Origin of the sequence: Actinomadura sp. NPDC048955 (assembly GCF_040649435.1) — a bacterium.
Taxonomy (GTDB): Bacteria; Actinomycetota; Actinomycetes; order Streptosporangiales; family Streptosporangiaceae; genus Spirillospora; species Spirillospora luteofluorescens.
Window position 1 is genome coordinate 190,158 of record NZ_JBEZJI010000006.1, and the last position, 20,185, is coordinate 210,342.

Sequence of the window (20,185 nt, forward strand, 5' to 3'; positions counted from 1 at the left end):
TGGCTTGGCGCGAAATCTACGAGCCGCCGGATCCGAAGGACAACGCCGAATGATCCTCTGCCTTCCACAGGGTTTTCCTGTGCGCCTTCGAAAAGCCCTGTGGCGTAAGGGCTGCCGCTCCTGCGGTCAGTTCCGCGGGCCGAGGATCCGGGCGTGCGGGTCGTCCTGCGCGAGACGGTGCAGATGGGCGCGGGCGAGCCGGATGAACTCGTCGGTCGCCGCCGACAGGCGCGCGCCGCGCCGCTGGATCACCGCGATCTCGTCGTGCAGCGGTTCCTCCAGGGAGGCGCTGTGGAGGCCGGCCCCGCGCGTGCGCAGCACGGTGCTCGCCACGATGGTGTCGCCGAGCCCCCGCCGGACGAGCTCGAGCGCCCCCTCCACCCGTTCGACCTCGACGTACGGAGCCACCGTCAGGCCGCGAGCCTGCATCCGCGTCGCCAGCTGCCGCCGGGTCGGGTCCACGCCGGCCCATGCCGCGTCGTAGAGGATCAGCCTCCCCCGGGCCAGCCGTTCCAGCGGCACCGGCCCGCGGGTCCGCCGCGGATCGGCGCTGACGTAGCGCACCTCGTCCCTCATGATCGAGGTGACGGCCAGGCTCTCGTCGTCGACCGGCAGGACGACCAGGCCCGCCTCCAGGCGTCCGGCGCGGACGGCGTCGGCGACCTCGGCGCTGTTCTGCCCCGGGAGCCGGAGGCGCACCCGCGGATGCTCCCGCAGGAAGGTCTCGACGAGGGGGCCGACCAGGTAGTAGTCCGCGTTGCGGAACAGGCCGAAGTTCGCGAGCCCGCCTGTGAGGCCACGGACGTCGGCCACCGCCCGCTCGGCCTCCTCGGCCGCCCGCAGGGTCGCGCGGGCCTGGGGAAGCAGCGCCCGGCCGGCGTCGGTGAGCTGCAGCACGCGCCCGCGCTCGAACAGGGCCGTGCCCACATGCCGCTCCAGCCGCCGGATCTGCTCCGAGACCGACGGGGTCGCCAGCCGCAGCCGCTCGGCCGCGGCGGAGAACGAGCCGGCCTCCACCGCGGAGACGAAGTACAGCAACTGGATCAGCGTCATTAAGGAACAGCCTTCCGCTTCCTAAGGAAAGAAAGGCTACCCCTTCACGAAGTCGGTCGGCTAACCTCGCGGCATCCGAGCAGTCGCGTGCGGCGGCCGCGCTCGGCTCGGCGCCACCGTGCTCGCCTCGCGCCCGGCCCACAGGGCCGGCCTGGCCCCTCAGCCCGCCCCGGCTCCGCGTGGCGGACGTGCGCCTCCGTGACCGCCTGGGCCCCTGACGAGGCGGGGCCGCCCGCCGCCTCCTCTCCGAACCTCTCGTTTAAGGAGTTCCACCGTGCGTGTTCCCGCCGGCGACGTGACCCTGATCAAGAAGCCGCTGAAGATCGCCTCCAGCGCCGTCGACCCGCAGGTCCGCGACCGGGTGAGCGAGATGCTGTCGACGATCGAGAGGGACGGCATGGACGCCGTCCGCCGGTACTCCCGCGAACTGGACGACTGGGACCCCGCGTCGTTCAAGGTCACCGCCGACGAGGCGCAGGCGACCGCCGGCCTCGACCCGAAGCTGCGCGAGAGCATCGACTTCGGCATCGAGCAGGTCGCCGGCTTCGCCGCCCGCCAGCTCGCCACCCTCACCGACTTCGAGGCCGAGACGCTGCCCGGGGTGGTCCTCGGGCAGCGGCAGATCCCGCTCGCCCACGTCGGCGCCTACGCGCCCGCCGGGCGGGTGCCGATGCTCGCCAGCCCGTTCATGACCGTGAAGGTGCCCAAGGTCGCCGGAGTGGACCGGGTCGTCGCGTGCACCCCGCCGCGCGCCGGCCGCGGCGTGCACGCGCCGACGCTGTACAGCCTCATCGCGTCCGGAGTGGACGCCGTCTACTGCCTCGGCGGCGTCCAGGCCGTCGCGGCGATGGCGTTCGGGCTGCTCGACGGCGCCGGCCCGGTGGACAAGCTCGTCGGCCCCGGCAACGCCTTCGTCGCCGAGGCCAAGCGGCAGCTGTACGGCCAGGTCGGCATCGACATGATCGCCGGACCGTCCGAGGTGGCGGTGATCGCCGACGACTCGGCCGACCCCGAGCTGGTCGCCGCGGACCTGCTCGGCCAGGCCGAGCACGGCCCGACCTCGCCCGCCGCGCTGATCACCGTCAGCCGCGCCATGGCGGACGCGGTCATCGCCGAGATCGACCGCCAGCTCGACGACCTCGCGAAGGTCGCGGGGGCGGAGGTCCCGGGGGCGGCCTGGCGGGACTACGGCTTCGTGCTGCTCGCCGCCGACCACGAGGACGCCGTCCGGCTGAGCGACCTCCTCGCGGCCGAGCACCTGGAGGTGCACACCGATCGCGACGACTGGTACCTGAAGAACCTTCGCAACTACGGTTCGCTGTTCGTCGGGCGGCGCGCGACCGTCGCGTTCAGCGACAAGGTGATCGGCACGAACCACGTGCTCCCCACCGCGGGCGCCGGGCGCTACACCGGCGGCCTGTCCGTCGCGTCCTTCCTGAAGACGGTGACCTGGCAGCGGATCGACACCGACGAGGGAGTCCGCACGGTGGCGCCGCACGTCGTCACCATCTCGCAGGCCGACCTCATGCCGGCCCACGAAGCCACCGCGGCCAAGCGGCTGGAGCGCCTGGCCCGCGACTGAGGCACCGCGCCGCGCGAGCGGCCGCCGTTCCGTTCCGTCCGGCTACCGGACGGTCATGGGGGCGAGGCCGAGGGCCTTGAGGGCGGTCGCTCCGCGGGCGGCGTGGGAGCCGCCCGCGAGCAGCAGGGTGCGCGCCGACTGGTAGTGGCAGCCCGCGGCGTCGAACGCGTCCGCCGTGGCGAGCAGGCGCTCAGGGTCACCGTCGAGCAGTGCCTCGGCGCGTTCCACCATGGCACCGGCGACCGGGTCGCCGGCGGTGAGCTTCCGCGCGCCGGCCAGGCGGTCGCGGGCGTCGTGGCCTCCCGCGAGGACGGTCGCCTCCGCGCGCAGGGCCACGTACCAGTGGAGCCAGATCCAGGTGACCCACCTCCACACCTCGCCGGGTTCGGGGGCCAGCCGCTCCAGCGCTTCCGCCGCCCGCCCGTCATGGAGCAGCAGCATCGCGTCGAAGACCGCGCCGTAGCCGTGGACGCGGTTCGGTGACGTGCCGAACCGCTCCAGGATCGTGGCCCATTCGTGCCGGGCGTCCCGGTCGCCGCGCAGGCCGTGGATCATCGCGACGGCGGCCACCGCCGGTTCGAGGTCCGGCCAGACGGGGCTGCCGCTGCGCCGCCACGCGTCCAGGAACCTGACGGCGCCGGTGAGCACGCTCCCGGCGTCGCCCGCCAGCGCGCCGGCGACCAGCTGCCAGCTCGTCGCGCGGTGCCCGACCTCGGCCAGCGACGGGTGGTCGGCGAGCCGCCCCGCCCAGCGCCGGGCGTCGGGCAGGTCCCCGACGCCGATGCCGGTCTGGGCGGCCTCGCCGAGGGCCTGGACGAGCTCGTGGGTGACGGCGGGCGAGGTCCGCGCGGACGACAGGAGCGTGACGCGGCGGCGGGCCGTGGCGGCGGTGGCGAACGCGTCGCCGACCCAGCTCTGGACGGCGGCGAGCGCGTCGAGCGCGGCGGACTCGGCGGACGGGACGCCGGTGCGGTGCGCGAGTTCGACCGCGTTCCCGGCGCGCGCGAGCGTCTCCGCCACGGCCTCGTCGTGCGGGTCCTGGTCGGCGCCGAACGCGTCGGCGACCGACGCCGCCTCGGCCAGCGCGACGGCCGCGCGCGCGGCGGGGTCGTCGCCGGCCTGATCGCGCGCCTCGCGGATCAGTGCGCGCGTCTCGTCCGGGGACGGCGTCCGGACGAACGTGCCCGCGAACCGGTACACGGCGGTCGCGGCGGTCGCCAGGTCGGCGGCGGCGCGGGCGGCGTCGCCGGCCCGGCGGGCGGCGTCCGCGGCGGCCCGGTGGAGGCGGTACATGTCGTCGCCGTGCATGCGGCACCCGGCGACGGCGGCGGCGTGCCGGAGCATCGCCGCGGCGCCTGCCGGGTCGCCGGCGAGCGCGGCGGCCTGCTCGTACCGCTGCTGGGACTCGCCGACCAGGTTGCGGGTGAAGGCGAGTTCCGCCAGGCGCCGCGCGAGGTCGTGCGCGTCCGCGCGCTGTTCCGGCCGGTCGGCCGCCCAGGCGAGGGCGGAGCGGAGGTCGTCGGCGGCACCGTCGAAGCGGGGCCGCCAGTCGGCCCCCGTGGCGGCGGCGAGGTCGGCGGCTCTGGCCAGGCACCAGCGAAGGTGCCGGGTGCGGGTGGCCGCCAGTTCGCCGGACTCGGCAAGCCGCTCGACCCCGTACTGGCGGATCGTCTCCAGCGCCCGGTACTCGGTCGCTCCCCCGGACGCCCGCACGACCAGCAGGCTCTGTTCCGCCAGGCGTGCCAGCCCGTCGGCGGCGACGCCCTCCTCGGCCCCGGCCACTTCCGCCGCCGCCGTCGCGGTGAACGGCGCGACGAACACCGACACCCGGCGCAGGAGCTCCCGGTCGGCCGGTTCCAGCAGCGCGTGGCTCCAGTCCACCGCCGCCCGCACCGAACGGTGCCGGTCGTCGGCGCGGGAGCCGCCCGCGAGCGTCCGCAGCGGATGGGACAGGGCCGCGGTGAGACCGTCCAGCCCGAGCGTCGGGTACCGGGCCGCGGCCAGCTCGATCGCCAGGGCCATGCCGTCCAGCCGCTCGCAGATCGAGCGGATGTGCTCGTGCAGGGGTGGGTCCAGCGGCCAGCCGATCGCCGTCGCCCGTTCCTTGAACAGCGCGACCGCGTCCGACTCGCCGTCGTCGGACAGCGACAGCGGCGGAACGGCGTACACCCGCTCGAACGGCACCATCAGCCGGGCGCGGCTCGTCGTCAGCGCCGTCACCCGGGGACACGCCGCGAGCAGCCGCTCCAGGAACAGCGCCACGCCGTCCCGCACCTGCTCGCAGTTGTCCAGGACGAGCAGGGCGTGCCGGTCGGCCAGCGCCGCGGCCACCGACTCGGCCATGCCGCGGCCGGGCTGCTCGCCGAGACCGAGGGCGCCGGCGACCGCGTCCGCGACCATCCCCGGGTCGGTGACCGGTACCAGATCGACGAACCAGGCCCCGTCCGCGAACGCGCCGGCCGCGTCCGCCGCCACCGCCAGCGCGAGCCGGGTCTTGCCCACGCCTCCCGGCCCGACCGCGGTCACCTGCCGGTGCTTCTCGATCAGCTGGTTCAGCTCGGCGCGCTCGCCCGCCCGCCCGACGAACGAGGTCAGCGGGGCCGGCAGGACGGGCACCGGCTGCGAGGCGTCGGCCGCGCGGCGGCCCGCCGCGGCCCGCGCGGCGAGCGCCCGCCGGTCCGGGACGTCCAGCTTCCGCAGCAGGGCGGAGACGTGGCTCTCGGCGGTGCGGACGGAGATGAAGAGCCGTGCCGCGATCTCGGCGTTGCTGAGATGGTCCCCGACCAGCTCCAGCACCTCGGCTTCCCGGGGCGAGATATCCACTGTCGCTACCACTGCACCATTCTGCCGCAAGCCCTCCGTGCTAACTCCGCGCCCGCTGTTCGTACGGCGATGCGTAGCCGGCTCCGTAGTCGCCACGGATGTGCGGGGGGCGGCCCTGGACGGAGGCTATGAGCAGTTGAACGACACGACCCGCGACTCCAGGAGCGACCATGAGCGACTCTCCCGTCCGAGGGATCAGGACGGTGCTGCATCCCGTGAGCGACCTGGCGAAGGCCAGGGCGGTGTACGCCGCCCTGCTCGGCGAGGCTCCGCAGACCGACTCGTCCCACTACGTCGGGTTCGAGGTCGGAGGCCAGCACATCGGGCTGGTCCCGGACGGCGGACCGCAGGGCATGACCTCGCCGGTGGCCTACTGGCACGTGCCGGACATCGAGGCGAAGCTCGCCGACCTGACCGCCGCCGGCGCGACCGTCAGGCAGGCCGCGCACGACGTCGGCGCCGGGCGGCTGGTCGCCACCGTCACCGACCCGGACGGCAACGTCCTCGGGCTGATCCAGGACCGCTGAACGCGACCGCCGCCACCAGAAGACGAACCCACCGAGCCAGAAAGAAGCACCATGAACTCCTTCGAATCCGTCACCCTGGAAGTCTCCGACGCCACGGCCGCGGAGGCCTTCTACGCGGCCTTCGGCATCGCCGACCGCGTGAACGTCCGGGCCTCGGACGAGCCGTCCGCCGGCTTCCGCGGCTTCGCGCTGTCCCTCGTCGCGTCCCAGCCCGGCAACGTCGACGCCCTCATCGGCGCCGCCCTCGACGCCGGCGCCACGACGCTGAAGCCCGCCGCGAAGTCCTTCTGGGGCTACGGCGGCGTCGTCCAGGCCCCGGACGGGACGATCTGCAAGGTCGCGTCCTCGAAGAAGAAGGACTCCGCGCCCGCCGCCCGGGAGTTCGACCAGATCGCGCTGCTGCTCGGCGTCGCGGACGTCAAGGCGAGCAAGCGGCTCTACGCCGCCCGCGGCCTGGCGGTCGGCAAGAGCTTCGGCGGCAAGTACGCCGAGTTCGACACCCCGTCATCGTCCGTCACGCTGGCGCTCTACCCGCGTCACGCCCTCGCCAAGGACCTCGGCGTCGACCAGGAGAGCACCGGCTCGCACGGGCTCGTGCTCGTCGGCGGCGAGCCGTTCACCGACCCGGACGGCTTCACCTGGGAGGCCGCGCCCGCCCGGAACCCGGCCTGAAGCCGCTCAGTGGTGCCAGGGGAGGCGGACCGGCTCGGTCACCGTGCGGCCCGCGAGGAGGTCGGTGAGGAGTTCCGCGAGCATGAGCGGGTAGACCGGCTCTTGCGCGCTCGCCAGTTCCCCGAGCGACCACCAGCGGTGGGCGCTGACGTGCTCGCGCTCGACGGGGGTGAACCCCGCGGTGTCGATATCGCGGGCGGGCGTGCGGAGCAGGAAGAAGTCGTCCCGGAACAGGCCACGGGCCCAGCCGAGGTCCGCGTGGCCGGAGGCCGTGGCGACCTGGGGGCCGAGGTCGTCGGGGGAGACGATCAGGCCGGTCTCCTCGCGCAGCTCGCGGGCCGCTGCCACGCGCAGGCTCTCGCCCTGCTCGACGCCTCCGCCCGGAGTGATCCAGCAGTGGCCCGCCTCGGGCTCGCCCGCGACCTTCGGCCAGCGGAACAGCAGGACGCGGTCGGTGTCGTCCACCAGGAAGACGCGGGCGCTGCGCCGCCGGTAGACCTCGTCGGCCGGCGTGGTGGTCACGAGCCCAGGACGGCGTCCAGCTTGGCGAGCTGGGCGTCGTAGATGCGCCGGAGGCCCTTGGGCGCGAAGGTCCGCTCGAAGAAGCCCCCGATGCCGCCCGCTCCGTCCCAGGTGGTGGTGACGTCGACGCGCGCGCCCTCGGGAGCCGGGGTGACCGTCCACGTGGTGACCATCGAGGAGTTGGCGTCCTTCTCGACCAGGCGGTCACTGGTGGGGGTGGTCACGGTGAAGAGGCAGTCGCGCACCCGCTTGCTGGTGGCCGCCAGCTTCCAGTGCACGACCGTGCCGTCGCCCTGGCCGCCTTCCCGCACTTCGTACTCGCTGAAATGCTCCGTCAGCATGCGGGATCGCACTCCCGTGTAATCGCCGAGCGCTCCGAGCACCTGGTCCGGGCTTGCTTTCAGCGTTCTCTCCGCGGTCACCACGACTTGTCCCATGCCGTCATCCTTTCACCGCGCCGGGCCGGCGTCGCCCAACCGGGTGCCCTCGGGGCGGCGGCGCCGTCGCCCTATGGCCGAGGCCCGGCGTGAACCGGCCACCGGAGGGTGGGGACAACGCCCGTCCGGCGTGGTTCTCTGACCGTGTGGAAACGACCGAGTCCCGGACGCCGGAAGCCGCTCAGCGGAGGGCCAGGATCGCCGGTGTCTGGTTCATCCTCACCTTCGTCTTATCGATCCCGGCGGTGCTGCTCTACGACCCGGTCCTCAACGACGCGAACTACATCGTGGGGGCGGGCGCGGACACGCAGGTGCGCTTCGGAGCCCTTCTCGAGATCCTGACCGCCGTCGCGAACATCGCCACCGCGGTCGTGCTGTTCCCTCTCTTGAAGAGGCAGAGCGAGAGCATCGCCCTCGGCTACGTCGGCACGCGAATCCTCGAATCGACCGTCATCGTGATGGGGGTCGTCAGCGTGCTCGCCGTCGTGGCGCTGCGGCAGGACCTGGCGGGCGGGGACGGGGCCGACGCCGTTCTGGTCGGCCGGTCACTCGTGGCGTTGAAGGACCAGACGTTCCTGCTCGGCCCCGCCTTCTGCGCGGGCTTCGGCAACGGACTGCTGCTGGGCTACCTGATGTACAGGTCGGGCCTGGTGCCACGTCCCATGGCGCTCATCGGGGTCGTCGGCGGGCCTCTCGCCTGCGCGACTGCGACCGCCGTCCTGTTCGGCGTCTACGAGCAGCAGTCCCCGGTGAACTTCTTGTTCACGGCACCGGAAATCGTCTGGGAAGCGTCCCTGGGCATTTGGCTCGTCACCAAAGGCGTCCGCCCAGCCTCCCTCGCCACAGAAACGGCTCCCAAGGTCTCGCAGGAGCCCGACACGGCGTGACGGATCTGCCGGGTCAGTTCTGTTCGAGGATGGTGCCGAGGCGGTCCACGGTGGCCCGGGTCCGCAGATGCAGGTCGGCGATGTCCAGTCCCTCGTCGCCCAGCACGACCAGCAGGCCCGTGCGCCGGACGGCGTAGACGACGATATGGCCGCTCTGGCAGCGGGTCACCACCTCGCGCAGCTCGCCCATGCCGACCTCGTTCCCCGCGCTCCGGCCGAGGCCCAGCGACGCCGCGGCCAGCGCCGCCAGGACGTCGGGCCGGACCTCGTCGGTGTCGGAGGCCACCAGCATCCCGTCCACCGACGCCACGGCCGCGTCAGTGACGCCCACGACCTGGCCGCGCAGTGTGCGCAGTTCCTCCAGCACGGCTTCGCGCATACCCGTTCCCCCTAGTTCGCCCCGAGACGGAGACGCGGTCAGACGCTGAGTTCGGCTTCGATGCGCCGCAGGTGGTGCCGGGCGAGCGCCAGGTTGGCGCGTTCCCGGTTGAGGACGAGGTAGAGGAACAGCTTGCCGTGGCCGCTTCCGAGGATGCGGATCAGGTGGTACTGCCGCTGCAGGGTGACGAGGACGTCCTCGATGGAGTCCTCGATGCCGAGCGATTCCAGCGTGCGCACCTTGGCGCGCACGAGCTCGGTGTTGCCGGCGGCCGCGACGTCCATGTCGAGTTCGGGGCCACCTCCCAGCGACCCAAGGGACATGCCGCTGTCATAGTCGACGAGGGCCACGCCGACCGCGCCCTCGACGGCCATGGCTTCCTTGAGCGCCGTTTCGATGTTCATACCACTCCCGACGAATTGCATATTTGGGACGCTAATATATCCCGCGAACGGGCGCCCCCAACCAGCAGACCCGGATTCCGCCGATCCGGCATCGCGACCACTGGAAGGGGCGCCCGGTGCCTCCAAAGAAGGCGAGAAGGGACAAATGGCATCAGAAGCGCAGCCTTTGGGAGAACGCGGGCGTGACCACGCGGGCGTGCTGACCTCGGCACTGACCCGGCGCGGCCGGCAGCGGTTCACCGGAACGCTGCGCATGGACGGGTCCCCGGGAGGCACGGTGAGCATGCGCGACGGCCTGGTGGTGGCCGCCTCCACCCCCGCCGCGCCCGGACCCGAGCCGTTGCTGCTGCGGTCGGGGCGCATCAGCGAAGCCGACTGGAGCGCCGCCTTCACCGCCGGAGCCCCCGAGGGCCGGCTGGAGCGCGAACTGGTCGCGCGCGGGCTCCTGGGCGACGCCGGCGTGCAGGTCATCACCCGCGCCGCGGTCGCCGACGCGCTGTTCGCCATGGCGCTGTGCGGGGTCCGCACCTGCACCGCCGACCCGGACGACCCCGCCCCGCTGCTCGCGTCCGACCCCGGCCTGGACGCCGAACGCGCCATCCGCGAGATCCGCCGCCGGCTCGATCTCGCCCACTCCTGGGCCGCGCTCGGCCTGTCCGTACGGTCCAGGCCGCGCACCATGCGGCCCGCGGGGGCCGTACCCGTCAACGCCCAGCGCCAGGAGCTGCTCGCCAGGGTCAACGGCCGCCGGACACCCCGCGACATCGCCTTCGCGCTCGGACGCGGCCTGTTCCCGGTCATGAGCGACCTCGCCACCCTCATCGCCGACGGTCTGGCCACCGTCGAGCCGCTCCTCGCCGAAGGATCCGAGGCCGTCCCCGACCCGGAACCCAGGAGCGGGCCCACCGACCACCCGCCAGAACTTCCGGAGGAGGGCATCCACTCGCGCGCGACGCCTCCTCCGCACCAGGTCATCCCTTACCAGGAAGCGACCGGGCTGCCTCGACGCAGACATCGGAGCACCGACCATGAACCACGGTTCCAGCGGAAGCCGCCGGATTGACGCCGGCCTTTCGGCCACCCGGCCTCGCCTGTCCGAAAGGCTGTCAACCCGAAAGCCGCGGCCGGACTTGGCCACCGCGTCTTTCCCGGGCTAGTCTTGCTCCGTTAATAATTTGATCTTGGGTGGAGGTCGTACGTGGCCGAGGATGGGCTGTCCCCGGAAATCGATCTCACCCGGCCGAGCGTGGCCCGCATGTACGACTACTACCTGCACGGGAAAGACAACTTCCAGGTCGACCGGGACGCCGCGGACAGGGTCGCGCGGGCCATGCCGGAGATCGGCGAGCTCGCCCTGGAGAACCGCTCGTTCCTGCGCCGCTCCGTGCGGTACATGGCGCGCCGGGGGATCCGGCAGTTCCTCGACATCGGCTCCGGCCTGCCGACCGTCGGCAACACCCACGAGATCGCCCACGAGATCGTCCCGGACGCCCGCGTCGTGTACGTCGACAGCGATCCGGTGGTCCTGGTGCACGGGCGGGCGCTGCTCGCGACCAACGAGCACACCACCGTCGCCCAGGCCGACATGCGCCGCCCCGCCGAGGTCCTCGGCCACGCCCGCGGGACCGGGCTGATCGACTTCGCCGCCCCGGTCGGCGTGCTGATGATCGCCATGACCCACTTCCTCACCCTGGACGAGCGGGAGGACGTCATGGCGCCCCTGCGCGCGGCCCTGGCGCCGGGCAGCCATCTCGCCGCTACCCATGTGACGACGGAAGGGCACGCCCCGGCGGCCGTCGACCAGATCGAGGGGGCCTACGCGGCCACCCCCACCCCCATCTATTTCCGCGGCAGAACAGACATCGAACTGTTCTTCGACGGTTTCGAGCTGGTCGACCCCGGCCTGGTCACCATCGATTCGTGGAATCCAGACGACGACGAGACGGACAAGCCGGCCGCCGAAGTCGGAAAATGGCTTTATGGCGGTATCGGCCGCATCGGCTGACGCGGGGCCTCAGTCGCTGAGCCCGGTGGATTCAGCTCGGGGATCTCGCCGCCGACGCGGTCGTAGAGCCCGGCCGCGTCGGGAGATCATTGGCGGCGGGCGAGCAGGAAGGCGTCGATGGCGCTGCGCGGGCCCTCGTCGGTGACGACCTCGCGCGTTCTGGGCTCCGCCCGCAAGACCTGGAGACCGGTCCCCGCGATGTCGGACGCCGCGTCCTGCGCGGTGTACAGGACGGCGGGGTCCTGGGGCCCGCCGACGCCGTGCGCGAGGTTGTCGCTGTCGTGCCCCACGACGAGCAGCAGCCCGCCGGGCGCCACCGCCTCGGCGGCGGCGCGCAGGGCGTGGCGGCGCACCTGCTCGCCGACCTGCAGGTAGGCGACGATCACGAGGTCGGCGGCCTGGCGTGCCGGGGTGTACTCCCGCAGGTCGGCCTCGACCAGCCGGACCCGGCCCGCGTGCTCACCGAGCCGCCGCGCGGCGAGCGACCGGGCGCGTTCGAGCCCGACCGCGGAGAAGTCGACCGCGGTGACCTCCCAGCCGCGCTCGGCGAGCCACAGCGCGTTGCGTCCCTCACCGGCGGCCAGGTCGAGTGCGGTGCCCGCGGGCAGGTCCGCCGCGACCTCTTCGACCCACCGGTTGGGCCCGGCCGACCACACCAGTTCGTGACCGGCATACCTGCGGTCCCATCCCGCGCTGTCCACGGCTTCCGCCTCCTCCTGCCGTCCTCGAAGACTTCGGTGTCCGCCGCCCGCCTCCCCGCGGGGGCCTTACCCGGCGGGTGGAGAACTGTGCCGCAGGGGCGCGGGGCCAGAGACCGCCGCAACCCTTCCTCGTGCGCTAGTGCGGCGCAGAGGGTGATATCCGTCCCCCCTTTGTCTGGAGGCCGGTTCCGTGTTGTCCAGTGTCCCCCGCTCTGGTGATCGTGAGACGTCGTCGTACCCGGGGGTGGGCCGGTGAGGCTGCCGCTGCGGCGCAGGCGCGCCTCTCCCCCGGTCGAAGCGGCCCTGGGGCCGGCGTTGAGCGAGCACCGGTGGTACCGCAAGGCCGCGGAGCTGTCGGGCACCGGGACGCTCACCATGGCGCGGCGGCTGCCGACGCTGATCGGGCAGGTGATGCGGCTCGCGTGGCGGGCGAGCAGGCGGGACCTGACCGCGACGATCGCGTTCAACGTGGCCGCCGGGGTGTTCACCGCGTTCGGCCTGCTGGCCACCACCGGGGTGCTGACCGCGCTGTTCTCGGCGGGCCCGACCCCGGACCGGGTGCGGGCCGCGGCGCCGGAGCTGGTGCTGGTGGGGGCGGCGATCACGGTCCGGGCGGCGTTCTCGGCGGGGGCGCAGTGGGCGCAGGCCCGGCTGCGTCCGCAGGTCGAGCAGATCGTCGAGCGGCAGCTGTACGAGCTGACGACCGCGATCGAGCTGGCGGCGTTCGACGACGCCGAGTTCCAGGACGACCTGCACCGGGCCCGGCTGCGGGGCATGGACTCGGCCCCGTCGATGGTCGACAACGCGGTGGACCTGTTCACCGCCGCCGTCGGCGTCGCGGCGGCGGCGGGCGCGCTCGGCGTGCTGCACCCGGTGCTGCTGCCGCTGCTGCTGCTGACCGCGCTGCCCGAGGGATGGGCGGCCGTCCGCGCGGCCCGGCTGGGGTACCTGACCCAGCTGGATCTGGTGGAGGTGCGGCGGCGGAGCTGGATCATGTCCGATCTGATGACCGAGCGGCGCCACGCCGCCGAGGTCCGCTCCTTCACCGTCCGGGACTTCCTGCTGCGCCAGTACGCCGCGCTGGCCGCCCACACCCGTCGCGTGCTCCTCGACCTGGCACGGCGGCAGACGATGTCCCAGATCTGGGGCGACGTCCTCAAGGGGATCGCGACGGCGCTGATGTACACGGCGCTGGGGATGCTGCTGTGGCGGGGCGTGATGCCCCTCGCGGTGGCCGGGACGGCCGTCCTGGCGATCCGCGCCGGGCAGACCTCCTTGGTCAACCTCGTCTACGCCTTGAACCGCTGCTACGAGGACGGCCTGTACTTCAGCGACTACATGGCCTACTGCCAGACCGCTGAAAGGCGCGTGCGAGGAGCCCGCGCGGGCGTCCGCGAACCCGGCGACGTGGAGAGGCAGCTCGAAACGCTGCGCGCGTTCGGGGAGATCCTTGCCGAGGAGGTGACCTTCACCTATCCCGACAGCGACGCGCCTTCGCTGCGCGGCGTGTCGGTGCGGCTCGGCCGCGGGGAGATCGTCGCCCTGGTCGGGGAGAACGGCTCGGGGAAGACGACCCTCGCCAAGATCCTCGCCGGCCTGTACGCCCCGCAGAGCGGCGTCGTCCGCTGGGACGACACCCGCGTGGGCGACCTGGATCCCGAGGCGCTGCGGCGGGCCATCGCGGTCGTCGCCCAGGACCACACCCACTGGCCGATGACCGCCGCCGACAACATCACCATGGGCGACGACCTGGCCGCCGCGGGCGTCCGGGCGGGCGTCGACGAGGCCGCGGCCGCGGCCGGCGCCGACCAGGTGATCGCCACCCTGCCCCTCGGCCTCGACACCCTGCTGGACAAGCGCTTCGCCGACGGGTGCGAACTGTCGGGCGGGCAGTGGCAGCGGCTGGCGGCCGCGCGCGGCTTCTACCGGGACGCGCCCCTGCTGATCTGCGACGAGCCCACCGCCGCGCTCGACGCCCGCGCCGAGCACCACCTGTTCGAGCAGATCCGCCGGCACGCCGCACGGCACGGGCGCACCGTCCTGCTGATCACCCACCGGCTCGCGAGCGTCCGGCACGCGGACCGCGTCTACGTCCTCGACGCCGGCCGCGTCACCGAGCAGGGCACCCACCACGACCTGATGGCACGGGACGGCCTGTATGCCGAACTCTACGATCTGCAGGCATCGGCCTACCGCCAGGGCGATGACGAGGGCGGCGCCCTCGCCGCCAGATCAGCCGTCAGGAACCTGAAACCGCGACCTCCCTCCTGAGAAGTCCATTTCCCGCATCGCTCGCACGGGACGCGTTTCGGGCGGCTGAAACAGGCATATCTGACTTCAGCGGAGGTTGCCGGATTCGGTCAGGTGGTAAGTCGGGGGATATCGCGCCGGGGTTTCCGGGGGAGGCGATCATTTTTTATGATGTCCTCGGGTGAGGGGGTCCGTCGATCCGGACGCCGGCGCGCCCCTCGAAGGCGCCGCCGGCCCGTTGAACGGAGTACGCCTTTTGGGTGCGCGCACAACGTGGAGACGGCTGTCGCGGATCGTTCCCCTCATCGTCGCCGGGGCGCTCCTCGCCACGATGGCCGGGCTCGGCGCGGGCGCCCTCGTCCATCCGGGTGATCTCGCGGGCTCGGCCTGGTACTCCCTGCTCGCCGGGTTCCTGCTGGCGATCGGCCTGTACGGGAGCACGCACGAGATCGACCTCGGGGCGCTCAGGCAGGACGCCCGGGGCGTGCTGGTGGCCGTCACGCTCGGCGTGGTCATCAAGGCGGCGCTGATCGCCGGGGTGATGCTGCTGGTGTTCCACGACGCCCGCTACCTCGTCCTCGGCATCGCCGTCGCGCAGATCGATCCCCTGTCGGTGGCCGCGATGCGGGCGAACAGCCGGATGACGCCGCGGGCGAAGGCGCTCCTGTTCGCCTGGGCGTCGTTCGACGACCCCGTGACGGTACTCCTCTCCCTCTACTTCTCGATCCTCGCGTTCCGGCTTTCGGGGCGGGAGGGGTCGCCGCAGGCAGGGCCGTCGGGGGACGGGCTCGGCGCCTACCTGTCCGATCTGGGGTTGAACCTCACGCTGGTGGCCGCGGTCTACCTGGTCCTCGGCACGGTGCGGAACCTGCGGACGCCCGCGGGGTACGCCCCGGCCCCGGGGGTCACCTTGACGCGGGCCGCGGCGATGCCCGCGGAGCGCGGCGCGCAGGCGGGCGGGCGGTTCGCCGATCTGCTGTCCCTGGCGGTGCTGGTGGGCGTCCTCCTGGTCGCGGCCCAGTGGATGCTGATGCTCGCCGTGGCCCTGATCGGCCTGTTCTTCAGGATCGGGACGTACGCGAAGGTGATCGACCGCGCCGTGGCGATCGCCTTCCTGGTCGCCTCCTTCGCCCTCGGCCTGCTGCTGGTGAACGGCGTCGACCTGCTTCCCGCGCTGGTGCTGGGCTTCGCGGCGTTCGGCGCGCAGGCCCTCATCTCGCTGCTCGTCGTCCCGGTGCTGAAACACGGGCTGAGCCGCCGCGACCGCGTCCACCTGGCCCTCGGCCAGCAGAACGGGATCACCGCGATCATCCTGGCGCTGGCGCTGGAGCCCGACTTCCGGGGCACCGTCGGAGTGGTCGCGCCGGCGATCCTGGTCGTGAACGTCCTGCACTACGCCTCCAACGGGGTGCTCAACCGGCTCTCCGACGATCCGCCGCCTCCTCCGGCGGTCGAGCGCGGGGCGAGCGCGCCGTCGCTCGGCGCGCTGTCCGGCACCGCGCCGGATCCCGGTCCGTCCACGCAGGCCGACGCGTGCGCCTTCGCTCCCGGCGCCGACCCGGAAACGTGATCCCGCCCGATGAGCGCGACGCGGGCACGTCCCGCGAATCGCTCCCGGCCGAACACGGAAAACGCGCCATGGGACATAGTCGTCATTGCGGGATGGGGCTAGCCTCGTCCATGCCCATGCGGGATGGCGGAAGTGGCCCCGATCCGTACGGCCGAATTCGGTCAGCCCCAAAGAACTGCCGTACCAGCCGAATAGAGTGATCGATGGACGATGCGAGTGAGGAACTCCCCACCACCATCATCGATGTGACCGAGTTCGATCTCGATCAAATGGACGCGCTGCCGAGCGAGGCCCTCCGCAGAGCGGTCAACCGCATCTATTACGAGAGCCTCCAGGAATCGGCCTTGTATCTCACGTTCAATGCGCGAATATGAAAGGGTTGTGCGAACGGTCGCGAATGTTTCAGTTGTGAGCGGCGTCCGCGGCGCGGGCGACGGCCCGCCGCCGGGCGCGAGGTCCCGAAGGAGCCGCGTTGGTCCCCCACGTTCCGCCGCGCAGCGGCCCGCCTGACGTCATCGCCTTCACCTCGCCGGAGCGCGGCGCGGGCTGCACCACCGCCCTCGCGAACCTCGCCTGGATGCTCGCGCTCGCCGGCCGCGCCGTGCTCCTGGTCGACGGCGACCTGGCGTCGCCCGCCCTGGAGGAGCACGCGAGGACGTTCGCCGGCAACGGCTCCGCCGAGGCGGGGCTCCTCGACCTCGCCCGCGAGTCCGGCTCCGGCGGGCGAGGCTCCGCGGGCGAGCTCGACCTGCTGCCCGTCCTGCGGCACCGGGAACCGCCCGGCCCGCCGATCACCGGACGGGTGGACCTCCTCCCGGCGCACGGCTCCGGCGGCGCCCGCGGCCACTGGACCGAGCTGGAGACCCACGACCTCCTCGGCTTCGCCGCCGCCCTCCGCGACGGGCTGCGCCGCACCTCCTACGACCACGTGCTCGTCGACGCCGCCGGCCTCCCCGCGGAGGCCCTGGCGAGGCTCGCCGACACCGTCGTCATCGGGGTCAGGGCCGACTCCGGCGGCATCGCGGCCGGGGAGGCGCTCGCCCGGGAGGTGAAGGCCACGGCGATCCCCCGCCTGCTCCCGCTGCTCATGCAGGTGGAGGACGCGTCGTCCCTCAGCGTGCGCAGCGAGGCGGGCGTGGCGTTCGCGTGGCTGTTCCCCGGCACGACGCCGCCCGCGGCGCGCACCGCCTACTGGCGGCGGATGGCGGTTCCCAAGGCCGCGGATGCCGCCGTCGCCGACAGGCTCGCCGTGTTCGCCGGTGACCGGGCGGGCTCCGCGCTGCTCACCGCCTACCGGGACGTGCTCCGCACGATCCTCGACGACGAGGGGTTCGATCCGCCGCGGGCGACGGCCGAGGCGGTGGAGGCGTACCGGATCCGCGTCGGCGCGGACGACGTCCTCCGGACGCGCCACTACCGCGTGGTCTACGAGCCCGCCCAGCGCGCCTGGGCCGACTGGCTCGGCGTCCAGTTCCGCTCGACGCACCTGCGTCCCGCCGGGCACGACCCGGTCCGCGACGACGACGTCGTCATCGTCATCGGCCCCGAGGCGGCCGGGGCGGCCGCGCCCGCGACGCCGGTGTCCGGCGGTCACTGGTACCTCCGGCTGTCCCCCGAGGACCCGGCCCCGGGCGTCCCGCCGTCCGCGCGGATCGACCTGTTCGCGCTGGGCGAGCCGGCCGCCCGCGACGAGCTGTTCCAGCGGCTGATGCCCTCGCGGATGCCGCCCGTCCCCAGGGAGGCCCCGGGCGATCCCCGGTTCCCGGCCCGGGCGCCCGCGTACCGCCGCCTGCCCCCGTCCGCGGGCGCCTTCGTCGAGCGCGGCGGGGAGATCGAGCGGATGCGCGACGCGCTGCTCGGCTCCGACCGCGACGGCATCTACATGATCAACGGTGCGGCGGGCACCGGGAAGAGCAGGCTCGCCCTGGAGTACGCCCTCCGGTTCTCCGGCGACTACGACGCGATCTGGTGGATCACCGCGGCGTCGCCCGGCAGCGTCCGGGCCGGCCTCACCGCCATGCACGAGGCGGTCGAGGCGCGCGGCGGCCGCCGTCCCGCCTCCGCCGCGGGCGACCCGGTCGCGCAGTTCGTCCGGGAGGAGGTCAACCGCGCCGGCACCTGGCTGCTGATCTACGACAACGTCGAGCGGGCCGACGACCTGGCCGGCCTCGTGCCCGAGACCACCCGCGGGAACCACGTCGTCATCACGGGCGGGGACGTCGAGACCCTCAGGACCGGAACGCTGGTCCGCCGGGTCGAGAAGACCACCCGGGCGGGGCCGTTCACCCGGGACCAGAGCCGGGAGCTGTTCCGCAGGAGGGTGCCCGCGCTCACCGACGAGCACATCGACCGGCTCGCGCGGCGCATGCGCGACCTCCCCCTGAACGTAGCGCTGGCCGCGGCGTGGGTGGAACGCCACGCCGACTGGAGGCAGCGCGGCGCCGCCCGTCCCGTGACGCCCGGCCCCGGGACGACGACGACCGTGGGGGCTTACCGCGAGATGGAGGCCGTCGAGGACGCGGTCGAGACGTTCACCAGCCTGTTCGACGAGGGCGCCGCGGCCGCGTGGGGCGCTCCCGGGGCCCCGCGGGACGACGCCGCCCACCGCGACGAGGCGGACCTGCTCACCGCCCGGATCGTCCTCGGGCTGACCCTCGACGCCCTGCGCCAGATCGACTCCGGCGGGGCCGCCGTTCACCTGATGCGGATGGCGGCCTTCCTGTCCCCCGACGGCGTGGGGCGCAGGCTGCTGTTCTCCCCCGCGATGCTCGCCGCGCTGGAGGCGCACTGGCCCGACCTCGCCGAGGACTCCGTGCGGCTGGAGGCGCTGCTCGTCCGGCTGACCCGGTACGGCCTGGCCGAGGTGGACCACGAGCTCGGCGGGGAACTGCGCGTCCACCGGATGGTCCAGAAGATCGTCCGGGACTCGCTGCACGGCGGCGAGCGGGACCGGGTGACCGCCGAGGTGCACCGGGTGCTCGCCGCGTACGCGCCCGCCGACGCCGAGGTCGACAGGCCCTACCACGCCGCGACGTTCGCCGAGCTCCGGCGGCACCTGTTCGTCAGCGAGGCGCTCGCGAGCGGGGACCGGCCCGTCCGCCGCTGGCTGGCCTGCCACGTGCGCCACCTGTACCTGGCCGGGGACGTCAACGACCGCGAGCTCGGCCTCGACGTCGCCGAGCGGCTGTCGGCCGACTGGCGCGAGCGCGTGGGCGCCGACGATCCGCTGCTGCTGCGCGTCGAGGTGCAGCGCGCCAACCTTCTGCGGACGCTCGGCCGTTTCGAGGAGGCGGCGGCCGTCTCCGAGGACGCGCTCAACCGGCAGATGCGCCTCGGATACGCCGACACCCGGACGCTGATGAGCGCGCGGGGGTACGGCGCCGACCTGCGCCAGGCCGGCGACTTCGCCTCGGCGCTCGTCCGCGACCGCGCGACGCTGCTCGGGCTGCGCCGCGAGCTGGGCGACGACCACGAGCTGACCCGGGCAGCCGCCATGAACCTCACGCTGTCGCTGGCCCTGGACGGCCAGGACGCCTCCGTCCAGGAGGCGCTGGCGATCGAGCGGCGCGAGCGGCGGCGGCAGCGGCGGGTGGACCCCGGCGACCGGGAGACGTTCGCGATCTCCGCCTACAAGATCGGCGCGCTCCTGCGCCGCCTCGGCCGCTACGACGACTCGGCCCGGGAACTGACGCACTCGGTCGTCATCCTCCACGAGCTCTACCGTGACGACCCCGCCCACCTGCACCTGCTGTGCGCCCAGCGGCAGCAGCGCATCACCCGCCGGCACCGGCCCGGCGACCCCGGGGCGCGCGCCGACGACAGGGACGAGCTGCGCAGGCTGCTGAAGATCCACCTGGACTTCCATCCCGGCGAGAACTACGAGACGCTCGCCTGCCGGCTGGCCGTCGCCGCGGCCGAGCACGCCTGCGGCGCGTACGAGGCCGCGCGCGACGAGGCGGGCCGGGCCGTGGTGGGCTACCTCGGCCTGTACGACGAGCGTCACCCGTTCGTCCAGCTCGCCCGCTGCAACCTGTCGGTCTACACCCTCGCCCTCGGCGACGCCGACCTCGCCGGGGAGCAGAGCGCCACCGCCCTGGAGCTGCTGCGCGAGAGGCTGGACGACGACCATCCGTACGTGGTGGGGGCGCTGGTCGACCAGGCCAACGCCCTGATGGCCCTCGGCCGCTTCGACGAGGCCCTCGACTGCGACGAGCAGGCCGAGGAGCGTCTCGCGTCCTGCTATCCCGACGACGGGCATCCGTGGGCCCTCGCCGTGCGCGGGAACCTCGCCCACACCCGGGCGCGGCTGCGGAACGAGGCGCCGGGCACCGAGCGCCGCGCGTTCCAGTGGGACGCGCCGCAGATCTGAGACC

General features: G+C 73.4%; 17 protein-coding genes. 10 read left to right on the plus strand and 7 right to left on the minus strand.

The features are described from left to right. Window positions 1–126 precede the first annotated feature (126 nt). Window positions 127–1,053 carry a LysR substrate-binding domain-containing protein gene (locus AB0C84_RS09070; protein ID WP_258944022.1) on the minus strand — a complete coding sequence of 309 codons (927 nt, stop codon included), beginning with the start codon at window positions 1,051–1,053 and terminating at the stop codon, window positions 127–129. Between the two features lie 274 nt (window positions 1,054–1,327). On the opposite strand from AB0C84_RS09070, the gene hisD reads away from it, so the two are divergent. Next, the gene (hisD, locus tag AB0C84_RS09075; RefSeq protein WP_361063089.1) at window positions 1,328–2,635 is read left to right on the plus strand and encodes a histidinol dehydrogenase; all 1,308 of its coding nucleotides are present in this window, start codon (window positions 1,328–1,330) and stop codon (window positions 2,633–2,635) included. Window positions 2,636–2,677: 42 nt separating this feature from the next. Here hisD and AB0C84_RS09080 read toward each other — a convergent pair whose 3' ends face one another. Further along, window positions 2,678–5,458 carry a LuxR C-terminal-related transcriptional regulator gene (locus AB0C84_RS09080; RefSeq protein WP_361063092.1) on the minus strand — a complete coding sequence of 927 codons (2,781 nt, stop codon included), beginning with the start codon at window positions 5,456–5,458 and terminating at the stop codon, window positions 2,678–2,680. A 170-nt stretch (window positions 5,459–5,628) separates the two neighbouring features. Here AB0C84_RS09080 and AB0C84_RS09085 point away from each other — a divergent pair, with 170 nt between their 5' ends. Further along, window positions 5,629–5,985: a VOC family protein gene (locus tag AB0C84_RS09085; protein ID WP_361063095.1), complete on the plus strand. Its 357-nt coding sequence runs from the start codon at window positions 5,629–5,631 to the stop codon at window positions 5,983–5,985. Between the two features lie 51 nt (window positions 5,986–6,036). Beyond that, complete coding sequence (locus tag AB0C84_RS09090; RefSeq protein WP_361063098.1) at window positions 6,037–6,657, plus strand: glyoxalase; 621 nt, start codon at window positions 6,037–6,039, stop codon at window positions 6,655–6,657. Between the two features lie 6 nt (window positions 6,658–6,663). On the opposite strand, the gene AB0C84_RS09095 is transcribed toward AB0C84_RS09090, so the two are convergent. Then, window positions 6,664–7,179 carry an NUDIX domain-containing protein gene (locus tag AB0C84_RS09095; protein ID WP_361063100.1) on the minus strand — a complete coding sequence of 172 codons (516 nt, stop codon included), beginning with the start codon at window positions 7,177–7,179 and terminating at the stop codon, window positions 6,664–6,666. Beyond that, entirely contained in the window at window positions 7,176–7,616 is a 441-nt protein-coding gene (locus tag AB0C84_RS09100; RefSeq protein WP_179846852.1) for an SRPBCC family protein, read from the minus strand. The genes AB0C84_RS09095 and AB0C84_RS09100 overlap by 4 nt, the downstream gene beginning before the upstream one ends. Before the next feature lie 146 nt (window positions 7,617–7,762). On the opposite strand from AB0C84_RS09100, the gene AB0C84_RS09105 reads away from it, so the two are divergent. Next, a complete protein-coding gene (locus tag AB0C84_RS09105) occupies window positions 7,763–8,503 on the plus strand; it encodes a DUF4386 domain-containing protein (RefSeq protein WP_361063103.1) in 741 nt (246 codons plus the stop codon). Window positions 8,504–8,516: 13 nt separating this feature from the next. On the opposite strand, the gene AB0C84_RS09110 is transcribed toward AB0C84_RS09105, so the two are convergent. Together AB0C84_RS09110 and AB0C84_RS09115 are read right to left on the minus strand one after the other, a co-directional pair. Next, window positions 8,517–8,882, minus strand: a complete 366-nt coding sequence (locus AB0C84_RS09110; RefSeq protein WP_361063106.1) for a roadblock/LC7 domain-containing protein — start codon at window positions 8,880–8,882, stop codon at window positions 8,517–8,519. 38 nt (window positions 8,883–8,920) lie between these two features. Beyond that, entirely contained in the window at window positions 8,921–9,286 is a 366-nt protein-coding gene (locus AB0C84_RS09115; RefSeq protein ID WP_258944029.1) for a hypothetical protein, read from the minus strand. A gap of 145 nt (window positions 9,287–9,431) precedes the next feature. Here AB0C84_RS09115 and AB0C84_RS09120 point away from each other — a divergent pair, with 145 nt between their 5' ends. Both AB0C84_RS09120 and AB0C84_RS09125 read left to right on the plus strand, forming a co-directional pair. Beyond that, window positions 9,432–10,349, plus strand: coding sequence for a hypothetical protein (locus AB0C84_RS09120; RefSeq protein ID WP_361063109.1), 918 nt, complete (start codon window positions 9,432–9,434; stop codon window positions 10,347–10,349). Window positions 10,350–10,484: 135 nt separating this feature from the next. Further along, window positions 10,485–11,291, plus strand: coding sequence for an SAM-dependent methyltransferase (locus tag AB0C84_RS09125; protein WP_361063112.1), 807 nt, complete (start codon window positions 10,485–10,487; stop codon window positions 11,289–11,291). Window positions 11,292–11,377: 86 nt separating this feature from the next. On the opposite strand, the gene AB0C84_RS09130 is transcribed toward AB0C84_RS09125, so the two are convergent. Further along, the gene (locus AB0C84_RS09130; protein WP_361063115.1) at window positions 11,378–11,992 is read right to left on the minus strand and encodes a class I SAM-dependent methyltransferase; all 615 of its coding nucleotides are present in this window, start codon (window positions 11,990–11,992) and stop codon (window positions 11,378–11,380) included. 252 nt (window positions 11,993–12,244) lie between these two features. Between AB0C84_RS09130 and AB0C84_RS09135 the strand changes: the two genes are divergently transcribed. The 4 genes from AB0C84_RS09135 (at window position 12,245) to fxsT (ending at window position 20,181) form a co-directional block, all read left to right on the plus strand. Then, a complete protein-coding gene (locus AB0C84_RS09135) occupies window positions 12,245–14,263 on the plus strand; it encodes an ABC transporter ATP-binding protein (RefSeq protein WP_361063118.1) in 2,019 nt (672 codons plus the stop codon). A 235-nt stretch (window positions 14,264–14,498) separates the two neighbouring features. Further along, window positions 14,499–15,812 (plus strand): hypothetical protein, encoded by a 1,314-nt coding sequence (locus AB0C84_RS09140; RefSeq protein ID WP_361063121.1) that lies wholly within the window; start codon window positions 14,499–14,501, stop codon window positions 15,810–15,812. 203 nt (window positions 15,813–16,015) lie between these two features. Beyond that, window positions 16,016–16,186 (plus strand): hypothetical protein, encoded by a 171-nt coding sequence (locus AB0C84_RS09145; protein WP_258944035.1) that lies wholly within the window; start codon window positions 16,016–16,018, stop codon window positions 16,184–16,186. 98 nt (window positions 16,187–16,284) lie between these two features. Beyond that, the gene (gene fxsT, locus AB0C84_RS09150; protein ID WP_361063124.1) at window positions 16,285–20,181 is read left to right on the plus strand and encodes an FxSxx-COOH system tetratricopeptide repeat protein; all 3,897 of its coding nucleotides are present in this window, start codon (window positions 16,285–16,287) and stop codon (window positions 20,179–20,181) included. Window positions 20,182–20,185: the final 4 nt, after the last annotated feature.

Excerpts from the sequence above, each read along its gene's own strand:
- AB0C84_RS09115 (WP_258944029.1), bottom strand. The coding sequence starts at position 9,286 with ATGAACATCGAAACGGCGCTCAAGGAAGCCATGGCCGTCGAGGGCGCG.
- AB0C84_RS09100 (WP_179846852.1), bottom strand. The coding sequence starts at position 7,616 with ATGGGACAAGTCGTGGTGACCGCGGAGAGAACGCTGAAAGCAAGCCCG.
- AB0C84_RS09110 (WP_361063106.1), bottom strand. The coding sequence starts at position 8,882 with ATGCGCGAAGCCGTGCTGGAGGAACTGCGCACACTGCGCGGCCAGGTC.
- AB0C84_RS09085 (WP_361063095.1), top strand. The coding sequence starts at position 5,629 with ATGAGCGACTCTCCCGTCCGAGGGATCAGGACGGTGCTGCATCCCGTG.
- AB0C84_RS09070 (WP_258944022.1), bottom strand. The coding sequence starts at position 1,053 with ATGACGCTGATCCAGTTGCTGTACTTCGTCTCCGCGGTGGAGGCCGGC.
- AB0C84_RS09120 (WP_361063109.1), top strand. The coding sequence starts at position 9,432 with ATGGCATCAGAAGCGCAGCCTTTGGGAGAACGCGGGCGTGACCACGCG.
- AB0C84_RS09145 (WP_258944035.1), top strand. The coding sequence starts at position 16,016 with ATGGACGATGCGAGTGAGGAACTCCCCACCACCATCATCGATGTGACC.
- AB0C84_RS09090 (WP_361063098.1), top strand. The coding sequence starts at position 6,037 with ATGAACTCCTTCGAATCCGTCACCCTGGAAGTCTCCGACGCCACGGCC.